This is a genomic window from Pseudomonas sp. TWI628 (assembly GCF_039673865.1).
Classification (GTDB): domain Bacteria; phylum Pseudomonadota; class Gammaproteobacteria; order Pseudomonadales; family Pseudomonadaceae; genus Aquipseudomonas.
In genome coordinates this window covers 150,247-163,229 of the sequence record NZ_JBDJMM010000012.1, presented here as the reverse complement: position 1 = coordinate 163,229, position 12,983 = coordinate 150,247, and the positions used below count along the sequence as shown (strand labels likewise).

At 64.2% G+C, this 12,983-nt stretch carries 12 protein-coding genes; 5 read left to right on the top strand and 7 right to left on the bottom strand.

The annotated features are described in order from the left end of the window. Window positions 1-201: 201 nt before the first annotated feature. Both ABE528_RS11800 and ABE528_RS11795 read left to right on the top strand, forming a co-directional pair. A complete protein-coding gene (locus ABE528_RS11800; RefSeq protein ID WP_346653039.1) occupies window positions 202-765 on the top strand; it encodes a lipocalin family protein in 564 nt (187 codons plus the stop codon). A gap of 60 nt (window positions 766-825) precedes the next feature. After that, the gene (locus tag ABE528_RS11795) at window positions 826-1,788 is read left to right on the top strand and encodes an MBL fold metallo-hydrolase (RefSeq protein ID WP_346653038.1); all 963 of its coding nucleotides are present in this window, start codon (window positions 826-828) and stop codon (window positions 1,786-1,788) included. A 39-nt stretch (window positions 1,789-1,827) separates the two neighbouring features. Here the strand turns inward: ABE528_RS11795 and ABE528_RS11790 are convergent, their stop codons facing one another. Together ABE528_RS11790 and ABE528_RS11785 are read right to left on the bottom strand one after the other, a co-directional pair. Then, window positions 1,828-3,111, bottom strand: coding sequence for a Zn-dependent hydrolase (locus ABE528_RS11790; RefSeq protein WP_346653037.1), 1,284 nt, complete (start codon window positions 3,109-3,111; stop codon window positions 1,828-1,830). Window positions 3,112-3,122: 11 nt separating this feature from the next. After that, complete coding sequence (locus tag ABE528_RS11785; RefSeq protein ID WP_346653036.1) at window positions 3,123-4,622, bottom strand: NCS1 family nucleobase:cation symporter-1; 1,500 nt, start codon at window positions 4,620-4,622, stop codon at window positions 3,123-3,125. Window positions 4,623-5,240: 618 nt separating this feature from the next. Between ABE528_RS11785 and hydA the strand changes: the two genes are divergently transcribed. From hydA to preA, 3 genes are all read left to right on the top strand, one after another. Beyond that, window positions 5,241-6,680: a dihydropyrimidinase gene (gene hydA, locus ABE528_RS11780; RefSeq protein ID WP_346653035.1), complete on the top strand. Its 1,440-nt coding sequence runs from the start codon at window positions 5,241-5,243 to the stop codon at window positions 6,678-6,680. Between the two features lie 93 nt (window positions 6,681-6,773). Next, window positions 6,774-8,141, top strand: coding sequence for an NAD(P)-dependent oxidoreductase (locus ABE528_RS11775; RefSeq protein ID WP_346653034.1), 1,368 nt, complete (start codon window positions 6,774-6,776; stop codon window positions 8,139-8,141). After that, complete coding sequence (preA, locus tag ABE528_RS11770) at window positions 8,142-9,416, top strand: NAD-dependent dihydropyrimidine dehydrogenase subunit PreA (RefSeq protein ID WP_346653033.1); 1,275 nt, start codon at window positions 8,142-8,144, stop codon at window positions 9,414-9,416. 32 nt (window positions 9,417-9,448) lie between these two features. Here preA and ABE528_RS11765 read toward each other — a convergent pair whose 3' ends face one another. The 5 genes from ABE528_RS11765 to ABE528_RS11745 all read right to left on the bottom strand — a co-directional run bounded on the left by ABE528_RS11765 (window position 9,449) and on the right by ABE528_RS11745 (window position 12,970). Beyond that, window positions 9,449-10,069 (bottom strand): TetR/AcrR family transcriptional regulator, encoded by a 621-nt coding sequence (locus ABE528_RS11765; RefSeq protein ID WP_346653043.1) that lies wholly within the window; start codon window positions 10,067-10,069, stop codon window positions 9,449-9,451. Beyond that, a complete protein-coding gene (locus tag ABE528_RS11760) occupies window positions 10,069-10,425 on the bottom strand; it encodes a VOC family protein (RefSeq protein WP_152955963.1) in 357 nt (118 codons plus the stop codon). Before ABE528_RS11760 ends, ABE528_RS11765 begins: the two co-directional genes overlap by 1 nt. Window positions 10,426-10,485: 60 nt before the next feature. After that, entirely contained in the window at window positions 10,486-10,773 is a 288-nt protein-coding gene (locus ABE528_RS11755; protein ID WP_152955962.1) for a HigA family addiction module antitoxin, read from the bottom strand. Between the two features lie 15 nt (window positions 10,774-10,788). Further along, entirely contained in the window at window positions 10,789-11,067 is a 279-nt protein-coding gene (locus ABE528_RS11750) for a type II toxin-antitoxin system RelE/ParE family toxin (RefSeq protein WP_152955961.1), read from the bottom strand. 106 nt (window positions 11,068-11,173) lie between these two features. Then, window positions 11,174-12,970 (bottom strand): glycoside hydrolase family 15 protein, encoded by a 1,797-nt coding sequence (locus ABE528_RS11745; protein WP_346653032.1) that lies wholly within the window; start codon window positions 12,968-12,970, stop codon window positions 11,174-11,176. Between the last annotated feature and the right edge of the window lie 13 nt (window positions 12,971-12,983).

The following is a 12,983-nucleotide window of genomic DNA, read 5'->3' as shown; positions in this document are numbered from 1 at the left end:
TCCAGCAGCTCTTTGGGGATTTTGGGCAGGTCACGCAAGGGTTTCTTTTTGGTTGGCATACATGCACCTCTTACTCATGTTATGCCCGAACACAAAATTTCTGACACCCTCCTGCAAATGCCAAAGCGAACCAATACAACTTTTACACCCTACCCGCATCCAATCAAAAGTAGCCCCACACTCGCTGACAGGAGGTTTGCCATGGCGATGCGCAAGGCCCTTATGCTTTCCTGCATGACCCTGGCCCTGATGGGCTGCGTCGGTTCCAACGACGATCACCACGCGCCACCGACCACCGAACAGGTCGACCTGCACCGCTACCAGGGGACCTGGTACGAGTTGGCGCGCCTGCCGATGTTCTTCCAGCGCAACTGCGTGCAGTCCGAAGCCCATTACGGTTTGCGCGAGGATGGCCGCATCGACGTGACCAACCGCTGCAAGGAAAAGGACGGCGCATTGAACGAAGCCCGCGGCATCGCCGAAGCCCAGGTGCCGGGCCGTACCGACAAGCTCTGGGTGCGCTTCGACAACTGGTTCAGCCGCCTGGCGCCGGGGCTGACCAAGGGCGAGTACTGGGTGCTGTACCACGACAAGGACTACCGCGTGGCACTGGTCGGCCACCCCAACCGCGAATACCTGTGGCTGCTGTCGCGCACGCCGGCAATCACCGACCAGACCCGCGACCAGCTGTTGGCGCTGGCCCAGAAGCAGGGCTACGACACCAGCAAGCTGATCTGGCGTCAGGACGCCCCTGCCGAGCCCTGAGCATCGACGCCCTGCAGCATTCCGTCTAAGGTGTGGCTCCCCCACGCATGGAGCAAAACATTGGACCTGCAGTTTCTGGGCACCTCCTCCGGGGTGCCCACCAAAGCCCGTAATGTCAGCGCCACCGCCGTCATCGAAGCCAGCGGCAAACACTGGTACCTGGTCGATTGCGGCGAAGGCACTCAACACCAGCTGCTGCACAGTTCGCTCTCGGTACGTGACTTGCGCGGCATCTTCATCACCCATGTGCATGGCGACCATTGCTTCGGCCTGCCGGGGCTGCTGGCCAGTGCCGGGATGGGCGGGCGCAGCGAACCACTGGACCTGATCCTGCCCGCCGCCTTGCAGGACTGGGTGCGCCTGAGCCTGGCGGCGAGCGAAACCTACCTGCCGTTCGAACTGCGCCTGTTGCCGGTCGAGCACCTGGGGCACTGGCACAGCGAGCACATCCAGGTCAGTACCGTGCAGCTGTCGCACCGAGTGCCGAGCGTTGGCTTCGTGTTTACCGAACTCAACCCTGAACCACGCCTGGACATTCAGCGGCTGGAGGCCGAAGGGATCCCGCGTGGGCCGTTGTGGGGTGACCTGGCCAAGGGCCTGGCGGTCGAGCATGACGGGCAGCAGCTTGAGCCGCGAGACTACCTGAAAGCCTCTCGACCACCGCGGCGGGTGATCGTCTGTGGCGATAACGACAACCCGGAATTACTTGCCGAGGCCGCCAGGGACGCAGATGTGCTGGTGCATGAGGCAACCTATACCCGGCCCATCGTCGAGCGCAGTGGCAATACGTTTGGCCACAGCACGGCGGCGGCAGTGGCGCAGTTTGCTGAAGCGGCCGGGGTGCGTAATCTGGTGTTGACGCATTTCAGTGCGCGGTATCAGGGGGATCCTAAGCGCAGCCCGTGCATCGATGATGTGCGTGATGAAGCGTTGGCTCACTACAGCGGGCATCTGACCTTGGCGCAGGACCTGCAGCGTTACCATATCGGGCGTGATGGGTGCCTGGTGGCCGTTTCGCCTTGAGATCGCCGGGGCCGCTTTGCGGCCCCGGTCAGAGCGTTGCTATGCCGCCAGCCGCCCGCTGGCGATCGCCTCCGACGCCGCCAGCATGGCCCGCAGCAACACGGCACAACCCGCCGCCAGGTCTTCTGGCGTGGCGTTCTCGATCTCGTTGTGGCTGATGCCATTCTCGCAAGGCACGAAGATCATCCCCGCCGGCCCCAACTCGGCCAGGAAGATCGCGTCATGCCCTGCCCCGCTGACGATGTCCATGTGCGGCAACCCCAGTGCTTGCGCCGACTGGCGTACGGCATCGACGCAACCGCGGTCGAAGTACAGCGCCGGGAAGTCTGCCGTGGGGATCAGTTCATGGCTCAAGCCATGCTTGGCACAGGTCGCCTCGATCACCGCGCGCACTTCGGCGATCATCGCATCCAGCTGGTCGCCTTCCAGATGGCGGAAGTCCAGGGTCATGCGCACCTCCCCCGGGATCACGTTGCGCGAGCCGGGGTAGGCCTGCAGGCAACCGACCGTGCCACAGGCGTGCGGCTGATGCGCATGGGCGGTGCGGTTGACCGCTTCGACCACGGCTGCGGCGCCCACCAGGGCGTCCTTGCGCAGGTGCATCGGCGTCGGCCCGGCGTGGGCTTCGACGCCGCGCAGGGTCAGGTCGAACCACTTCTGCCCGAGGGCACCGAGCACCACACCGATGGTCTTGGCCTGGTCCTCAAGGATCGGCCCCTGTTCGATATGCGCTTCGAAGTAGGCGCCTACCGGGTGCCCGAGCACCGCGCGCTGGCCGGCATAGCCGATGGCGTTCAGCGCCTCGCCGACCGACACGCCCTGGGCATCACGCTTGGCCAGGGTTTCTTCCAGGGTGAACTTGCCGGCGAACACACCCGACCCCATCATGCAGGGCGCAAAACGCGAGCCTTCTTCGTTGGTCCACACCACCACTTCCAATGGGGCCTCGGTCTCGATGCCCAGGTCGTTGAGGGTACGCAGCACTTCCAGCCCGGCCATCACGCCGAAACAGCCATCGAACTTGCCGCCGGTTGGCTGGGTGTCGATATGGCTGCCGGTCATCACCGGTGGCAACTTGGGGTTACGCCCCGGGCGGCGGGCGAAGATGTTGCCCACTGCATCGACGCTGACGCTGCAACCGGCAGCCTCGGTCCATTGGACGAACAGGTCGCGAGCCTGGCGGTCAAGGTCGGTCAGGGCCAGCCGGCACACGCCCCCCTTGGCGGTGGCGCCGAGACGGGCAAGCTCCATCAGCGATTGCCACAGGCGTGCGCCGTCGACGTGGCGCTCGGTGGATTTCAGGACATGCTGGGATTGGCTCATGGTGTTTCTCCTCAGGCATTTTTATTGGTTTGCACTGGCGCGATCGCCGGCCCGCGCACCGCCATACCGCCCAGGGCGTAGTACAGCGCCCCGCCCAGCAGCGACCCGGTGAACCAGCCATAATCGTAGAACCAGCTGAAACTGCTGTTGCCGATGGCCAGCACGGTCAATGCCACCGGGAAGGCGAACGCGACGAAACCGGCCCAGTTCCATGCTGGGTACACGTCGTCGCGGTACAGCCCGGCCAGGTCCAGGCGCTGGCGGCGGATCAGGAAGTAGTCCACCACCATGATCCCGGCGATCGGCCCGAGCAGGCTTGAGTAGCCCAGCAACCAGTTGGAATAGACGCTCTCCAGGCTCAGGTCAGAAACGATCCAGCCCAGTTTCTTCAGCAACTCGTGGCTCATCAGCGCCAGGCCGATGAAACCGGTCAGCCACACCGCGCGGCTGCGCCCGATCAGGCGCGGGGCGATGTTCTGGAAGTCATTGGTCGGCGAGACGATGTTGGCGGCGGTGTTGGTCGACAGCGTGGCGATCACGATCAGCGCCATGGCCAGCGCCACCCAGCCGGGGCTGTGGATCTTGCCGATGAGGGTGACCGGGTCGGACACCGTTTCGCCCACCAGCGATGCCGAGGCTGCGGTCATCACCACGCCCAGCGAGGCGAACAGGAACATGGTCAGCGGCAGGCCGAAGATCTGCCCGAGAATCTGGTCCTTCTGGCTTTTCGCATAACGGCTGAAGTCCGGAATGTTCAGCGACAAGGTAGCCCAGAAGCCGACCATGGCAGTGAGCCCGGCGCAGAAGTAACCGACCACGCTGGCGCCTTCCGGGCGCTTGGGTGGCTGCGCCAGCAGTTCGCTCATCGACATGTGCGGCAAGGCCCAGAACAGCAGGCCGAAACCGACCGCCACCAGCAGCGGTGCCGACAGTGTTTCCAGCCATTTGATCGACTCGGCACCACGCAGCACCACCCACAGGTTCAGCGCCCAGAAGATCATGAAACCGATCACCTCGCCGGTACCGCCCAGCGCCTTCCAGCCGTCGAAGATCGAGCCGAGGAACAGGTGGATGGCCAGGCCGCCGAACATCGTCTGGATGCCGAACCAGCCACAGGCCACCACCGCGCGGATCAGGCACGGTACGTTGGAGCCGAGGATGCCGAACGACGAGCGCAGCAGCACCGGGAACGGGATGCCGTACTGGGTACCCGGAAAGGCGTTGAGGGTCAGCGGGATCAGCACGATGAGGTTGGCCAGCAGAATCGCCAGCAGCGCCTCGCCCACGCTCAGGCCGAAGTAAGCCGTGAGCACGCCGCCGAGGGTGTAGGTGGGCACGCAGATGGACATGCCCACCCACAGCGCGGTGATGTGCCATTTGTTCCAGGTGCGCTGGTGCACCTTGGTCGGCGCGATGTCGTGGTTGTAGCGCGGGCTGTCGAGGACGTCACTGCCTGCGGACAGCTCGAACAGGCCTGCCTGCTCGATCACTTCCGATCTGCTCTGTTGCATGGGGCCTTCTCCAGATTTCTTCTAGTTGTTTGCTCATCGGGCTAACGCGATGGCCGGAGTACACACACCACCAGTACTGCTCCTCCGGCCCGGCCTGGCGGTTGTGGCCGTACTCAAATTGCGTGCCGGGTTGGCTTGCGCCTACCCGGCCGGCCGCCACCGACCGGAGGTAAACAACTGATCTGCATAGCATTGTTGCGCGGCAGGCGCGGGCACGGTTATCCCCTCGCCTGGCGCTTGCGCCGCCTTGGGCCGGCCTTGGCCCCTGCAACAGGTTTCAAACTGGTGCAGCCTGGTTTTTCAACGGCGCGGCCTGCGCCTCGAAGCCAGTAATCAAGCAGCTGATTTTGCATGGAAAATCTTGACCAATTTGGCTTCTTGTCAAGTGCGTCAAAATGGTGAAAGGCCTCACCATTTTGGTGATTTCAACAATTAATCGTTAATTATCAATTAGTTATTAGAGCTATAAGCATATAAATTATTTTCTTGAACAATCCTGAAACTGCATCTAAATTCCAATCTTGTCAGGCCTGACAGGATTAACACGCCGCCTTCAGCCCCTGGCACATAACAACTTCAAGAACCGGCACAGACCGGTCAGCCTGCGAGGAAGACGGCATGTCCCTGTTGATCCGTGGCGCCACCGTGGTTACCCATGAAGAGAGCTATCCCGCCGATGTGCTGTGTGTCGATGGCCAGATCCGCGCCATCGGCAAAGACCTCGAAGCCCCGACCGACTGCGAGATCCTCGACGGCAGCGGCCGCTACCTGATGCCCGGCGGCATCGACCCGCACACCCACATGCAGCTGCCCTTCATGGGCACGGTCGCCAGCGAGGACTTCTTCAGCGGCACCGCCGCAGGGCTGGCCGGTGGCACCACCTCGATCATCGACTTCGTCATCCCCAACCCGCAGCAATCGCTGCTGGAGGCCTTTCACACCTGGCGCGGCTGGGCACAGAAGAGTGCATCCGACTACGGCTTCCACGTCGCCATCACCTGGTGGAGCGAGCAAGTCGCCGAAGAAATGGGCGAGCTGGTCAGCAAACATGGGGTCAACAGCTTCAAGCACTTCATGGCTTACAAGAACGCCATCATGGCGGCCGACGACACCCTGGTGGCCAGCTTCGAGCGCTGCCTGCAGCTGGGCGCCGTGCCCACGGTGCACGCCGAGAACGGCGAGCTGGTCTACCACCTGCAGCAAAAATTGCTGGCCCAGGGCCTGACCGGGCCGGAAGCGCACCCGCTGTCGCGCCCTTCGCAAGTCGAAGGCGAAGCCGCCAGCCGCGCCATCCGCATTGCCGAGACCATTGGCACACCGTTGTACGTGGTACACATCTCCAGCCGTGAAGCGCTGGACGAAATCACCTACGCCCGGGCCAAAGGCCAGCCGGTATACGGCGAAGTGCTGCCGGGCCACCTGCTGATCGACGACAGTGTCTACCGCCACCCGGACTGGGCGACCGCCGCCGGTTATGTGATGAGCCCGCCGTTCCGCCCGCGCGAGCACCAGGAGGCGCTGTGGCGCGGCCTGCAATCGGGCAACCTGCACACCACCGCCACCGACCACTGCTGCTTCTGCGCCGAGCAGAAGGCCATGGGCCGCAACGACTTCAGCCGCATCCCCAACGGCACGGCCGGCATCGAAGACCGCATGGCGGTGCTGTGGGACGCCGGGGTCAACAGCGGGCGCCTGTCGCTGCACGAGTTCGTCGCGCTGACCTCGACCAACACCGCGAAAATCTTCAACCTGTTCCCACGCAAGGGTGCCATCCGCGTCGGCGCCGACGCCGACCTGGTGCTGTGGGACCCGCAGGGCACGCGCACCATTTCCGCCCAGACCCACCACCAGCGGGTCGACTTCAACATCTTCGAAGGCCGCACCGTACGCGGCATCCCCAGCCACACCATCAGCCAGGGCAAGGTGCTCTGGGCCGATGGCGACCTGCGCGCCGAGCCTGGCGCCGGTCGTTACGTGGAGCGCCCGGCCTACCCCTCGGTGTACGAGGTGCTGGGCCGACGCGCCGAGCAACAGCGCCCGACACCCGTTCAGCGCTGACCTGACCCGCATTGCCGTACCGGCCCTCAGAGGCCGGGCGGCGCCGTATTGCCGTTGACTGCCACAACCAAAAAGAAAAGAGAGGCTACAACCGTGATCGATGCCCTGAACCACTTGCCGCGCCCGCGTGCCGGCAGCGACCAACTGGCCGAGCGCTTCAGCGACCTGGCGCCGCCCCTCACCGCCCGCCAGGCTGCCGTCGAGAGCGCCCGCTGCCTGTACTGCTACGATGCCCCCTGCGTGAACGCCTGCCCGAGCGAAATCGACATTCCCTCGTTCATCCACCGCATCAGCGACGAGAACCTGCAAGGTGCCGCCGAGCGCATACTGTCGGCCAATATCCTCGGCGGCAGCTGCGCCCGCGTGTGCCCCACCGAGATCCTCTGCCAACAAGCCTGTGTGCGCAACAATGCCCAGGAATGCGCCCCGGTACTGATCGGCCAGTTGCAACGCTACGCCCTGGACAATGCCCACTTCAGCGAGCACCCGTTCAAGCGCTCGCCCAGTACTGGCAAGCGCATCGCCGTGGTCGGTGCCGGCCCCGCCGGGCTGTCGTGCGCCCATCGCCTGGCCATGCACGGCCATGATGTGGTGGTGTACGAGGCCTGCGACAAGGCCGGCGGCCTCAACGAGTACGGCATCGCCCGCTACAAGCTGGTCGATGACTACGCCCAGCGCGAAGTGGAATTTCTGCTCGGCATCGGGGGGATCGAGATCCGTCACGGCCAGCGCCTGGGCGCCAACCTTGGCCTGGGCGAGTTGCGCGACCAGTACGACGCAGTGTTCCTCGGCCTGGGCCTGAACGCCGTGCGCCAGCTTGGCCTGGCCGACGAAGAAGCCCCCGGCCTGCTGGCTGCCACTGCGTACATCCGTGAACTGCGCCAGGCCGACGACCTTGCGCAACTGCCACTGGCCGAACGCTGCCTGGTGATCGGCGCCGGCAACACCGCCATCGACATGGCCGTGCAGATGAGCCGCCTGGGCGCCCGCGACGTCAACCTGGTGTACCGCCGCGGTTTCGCCGACATGGGCGCCACTGGCCATGAGCAGGACATCGCCAAGGCCAACCAGGTACGCCTGCATACCTGGGCCCGCCCCGACGCCGTGCTGCTTGATGACGACGGCCACGTGCGTGGCATGCGCTTCATGCGTACCGAACTGGCCGACGACCGCCTGCGCGACACTGGCGAAACGTTCGAGCTGGCCGCCGACGCCATCTTCAAGGCCATCGGCCAGCGCTTCGACGACGCCAGCCTCGGCGACCCGGTCGCCGCGCAACTGGCGCGCGACGGCGAGCGCATCCGCGTCGACGACAACCTGCGCACCAGCCTCCCAGGCGTGTACGCCGGTGGCGACTGCACCGCCCTGGGCCAGGACCTCACCGTCCAGGCCGTGCAACACGGCAAGCTGGCCGCCGAAGCCATCCATGCCCAACTCATGCTCAACGTGGAGGCAGCGTAAATGGCCGACCTGTCCATCGAATTCGCCGGCATCAAGGCACCCAACCCTTTCTGGCTGGCCTCCGCGCCACCGACCGACAAGGCCTACAACGTGGTCCGCGCCTTCGAGGCCGGCTGGGGCGGCGTGGTCTGGAAGACCCTGGGCGAGGACCCGGCGGCGGTCAACGTGTCGTCACGTTATTCCGCGCACTACGGCCCCAACCGCCAGGTGCAGGGCATCAACAACATCGAGCTGATCACCGACCGCTCACTGGAGATCAACCTGCGGGAAATCACCCAGGTGAAGAAGGACTGGCCCGACCGCGCATTGGTCGTGTCGCTGATGGTGCCGTGCGTGGAAGCGTCGTGGAAGTTCATCCTGCCGCTGGTGGAGGCCACCGGCGCCGATGGTATCGAGCTGAACTTCGGCTGCCCCCACGGCATGCCTGAGCGCGGCATGGGCGCGGCGGTCGGCCAGGTGCCGGAGTACGTGGAGATGGTCACCCGCTGGTGCAAGATGCACTGCTCGCTGCCGGTGATCGTCAAGCTCACGCCAAACATCACCGACATTCGCCAGTCGGCCCGGGCAGCCTATCGCGGCGGCGCGGATGCGGTGTCGCTGATCAACACCATCAACTCGATCACCAGCGTCGACCTGGACCGCATGGTCGCCCACCCCATCGTCGGCGACCAGAGTACCCATGGCGGCTACTGCGGCTCGGCGGTCAAGCCGATTGCGTTGAACATGGTCGCCGAAATCGCCCGCGACCCGGAAACCCGCGGGTTGCCGATCTGCGGCATCGGCGGGATCGGCAACTGGCGCGATGCTGCCGAGTTCATCGCCCTGGGCAGCGGTGCGGTGCAGGTGTGTACGGCGGCGATGCTGCATGGCTTCCGCATTGTCGAAGACATGCAGGATGGCCTGGCGCGCTGGATGGACCAGCACGGCCACCGCAACCTTGAGGCTTTCCGCGGGCAGGCCGTGGGGCACACCACCGACTGGAAGTACCTGGACATCAACTACAAGTCGGTGGCGCATATCGACCAGGAGGCCTGTATTGGCTGTGGGCGTTGCCATATTGCCTGTGAGGATACTTCGCACCAGGCGATTGCCAGCACCTTGAAGGCTGATGGGACACATGCCTACAGCGTGATCGAGGACGAATGCGTGGGCTGCAACCTGTGCCAGATCACCTGCCCGGTGGAGAACTGCATCGAGATGGTCGCGCAGGATACCGGTAAGCCTTACTTGAACTGGACGCAGGATCCGCGCAACCCGTACCGCGAGGCTGGTTGAAGCCATTGGGGCCGCACAGCGGCCCCGTTCACTCATGGCTCCAGCCCGATCCCGCGCAAGATCACACAAGTCACCGTCTGCACCGCACTTTCGAACGCCCTGTCGGACAATGGCTCACCTTCGTTGAGCAACGCCACCTGGTAACCAAAGTCGGCATAGTGCTGGGTCGACGCCCAGATCATGTAAAGCAGCGCCGAAGGCTCCACCGGCAGGATGCGCCCCTCCGTCACCCAGCGACGGATCTTGTCCTCCTTGAGCTTCGCCCACGGCACAAGGCTCTCCGCCAGGTTCACCCCCAGCACCGGCGCCCCATGCAGCATCTCCTCGGCCCAGATCTTCGAACCCAGCGGCCGTGAACGCGAATGGCCCATCTTGGCGCGGATGTAGCTGGTCAGCACCACCCGCGGGTCGTCGAAGTTCTCGAAGCACAGCGCGTCCTGCTTCCACACATCCAGCAGGTCCTGCAGCACTGCGCGGAACAGCTCGTCCTTGGTACTGAAGTAATAATGCAGGTTGGAACGCGGCAGCTCGGCCTGCTCGGCGATGTCACCCATCGAGGTGGCGCCATAACCCTTTTCGGCAAACACCTTTTCTGCGGCGACGAGGATCTTCTCGATATTGCGACGGCGAATTTCGATCTTGTGGTTGGCCATCAGGCTTGGGCCGTCCACACAGCAAGTTCGTATCCGTCCGGGTCGATGAAATGGAAACGGCGACCACCCGGGAAGGCAAAGGTAGCCCGACTGATTGTCGATCCGGCGGCCTCGACCCGCTGTTGCGTGCCTTCCAGGTCGTCGGCATAAAGGATGATCAGTGGCCCGCCCGGCCGCACCGCTTCGCCAGTGGTGAAGCCACCGGTCAAGCGCCCATCGCTGAACTCGGTATAGGTCGGCCCGTAGTCGGTGAAGCGCCAGCCGAACACGCTACCGTAGAAAGCCTTGCTCCGTGCGATGTCGCTGACGTTGAACTCGATGTTGTCGATCTGCCGATCGTGGCCACGAACGCTCATGCGTGCTCCTTGCCGAATGGGGGTTGCCCTAGTCTACTCCGGTACTTTCCCCCGATTGAATCAGGCCGCCTGAAATAACCGGGCGATGACGGGCTGCTGACGATGGCGGGCCTGCCAGATGTCATAGTCGGCCTGGATGGCGAGCCACATCCGAGCGGTACTGATACCTGCCATTTCCAGACGCAGCGCCAGGTCTGGCGACATGGCCGCACGGCCATGCAGTACCCGCGAAAGCGCTTCTCGAGAAAATCCCAGATGCGTTGCGAAAGCCTTTACCGTCAGGCCGAGCGCTGGCAATACATCCTCACGCAAGGTTTCGCCGGGATGTGGCGGATTGTGCAAAGGCATGATCAGCCCTCCTGTTCAGTGATAATCAAGGTAATCGACCCATTCGACATCCGAACCCACGAAACGAAAGATCAGCCTCCAGTTGCCGCAAACACTCACTGACCAGAAGCCCGACAGCTCCCCCTTGAGCGGATGCAGTTGCCAACCTGGCAGGTTCAAGTCCTGCGCGATGATGGCGCGTTCCAGAAATTGCAGCTGTCGCTTCAGGCGTTTTGCATGAGTGGCCTGAATACCTCGGGTGTTGCCCGTTTCGTAAAAGAATCGCAGTCCCTTGTGTCGAAAACTGATGATCATGGGTAGCTCGCCGTGTCCATTTGGGAGTGCGGCATAGTGTGACCCCATACATCACACGAATCAAAGTATCATGTGTGACGCAATGCGTCACACACTAAATTCTTCGCTAGCCACATCGTGCCCGATCGCGCACCGGGCATTGCGCCCGATGCAGGTTCAGCGCCGTGTTGATGATGCCGATATGGCTGAACGCCTGGGGGAAGTTGCCGAGCATGCGCTTGCCGGCCGGGTCGTACTGCTCAGCCAGCAGGCCGACGTCGTTGCACAGGCCGGTGAGCTTCTCGTACAGCGCCTGGGCCTCGGCCTCGCGCCCCAGCAGCACGTACACATCGGCCAACCAGAACGAGCACACCAGGAACGTGCCCTCCCCTGGGGTCAGCCCGTCGCTGCAGCTGTCGCTGTCGTAGCGCAGCAGCAGGCCGTTCTTCAGCAACCGTTGCTCGATCTGCGCCAGGGTGCGCTGAAAGCGCGGATCCTCCACTGGCAGAAAGCCGGTCAGGGCGATCTGCAACAGGCTGGCGTCCATCTCGGCCGAGCCATAGGCCTGGACGAAGTGCTGGCCGCCAGCATCGAGCCCTTGCGCGCAGACCTCGCGATGAATCTCGTCGGCCACCTGCCGATAGTGTCGGCCCTGCTCGCTGCCTTCCTCGGTGGTGTCGGCCAGACCCGCCGCGCGGTCGAAGGCGACCCAGGCCATGACCTTGGAGTGGACGAAATGCTGACGGCCACCGCGCACTTCCCACAGCCCTTCGTCAGGCTCGCGCCAGATACGCTCGACATAGGGCAGGATCAGCCGGGAGATCGCCGCACTGCGCGGGTGGCGCGGCAGGCCACCCTTGATCGCCTGGGTCATGGCATCGGCCAGTTCGCCGTAGATATCCAGTTGCACCTGCTCGGAAGCCGCGTTGCCGACCCGCACCGGCTGCGAGTGTTCGTAGCCCGCCAGCCACGGCAAGGTGTACTCCTGCAGGTCGCGCTCGCCGGCCAGGCCATACATGATCTGCATCTGCTCGGGGTTGCCGGCCACCGAGCGCAGCAGCCACTCACGCCAGGCCTGGGCTTCATCGAAGTAACCGAGGTTCATGAATGCCAGCAAGGTCATGGTGGCGTCGCGCAGCCAGCAGAAGCGGTAGTCCCAGTTGCGTTCATGGCCGATGCGTTCGGGCAGCGAGGTGGTGACCGCTGCGACGATGCCGCCAGTGGGCGCGTAGGTCATGGCCTTGAGGGTGAGCAGCGAGCGGCGCACCAGGCCGGTGTAGGGGCCCACTTCAGGGCAACGGTCGGCAAACGCCTGCCAGTGCCTGAGGGTGTGTTGCAGGGCCTGGTCGATGTCGCAGTCGGGCTGCACCGGCAAATGCGAGGGCTGGTGACGCAGGCTGAAGATCTGGCGCTCGCCTGCAGCCACGCGAAAACGGGCGACGGTGTGGTGGTCGAGGCCGTGGGGTACCACGCTGCTGCGCAGGATCACGCGATCGGGGCCGGCCACCGCACTGAGCGTCAGCGGGTCGATTTTCTCTACCCAGGGCACGCTGCGACCGTAGTCGAAGCGCAGTACCAGGTCCATTTCGAAGTTGGTCTCGCCGGACAGGCCTTCGACGATGCGCACCACCGAGTTGACCTCGTCCAGCGGCATGAAGTCGAGCACCCGGGCGCGGCCGCTGGCGGTGACCCAGGTGGTTTCCACCACCAGGGTGTCGCCCAGGTACTGGCGGCTGGTGTGCTCGACGGGGTCGCTGGGTGCCACGCGCCAGCGGCCGTTCTCTTCGTTGCCCAGCAGTGCGGCGAACACCGCCGGGGCGTCGAAGCGCGGCAGGCACAACCAGTCGATCGAGCCGTCGCGGCTGACCAGGGCGGCGCTGCGGCAGTTGCCGAGCAGGGCGTAGTCTTCGATGTGGGCGGGCATTGCACCTCCTGTA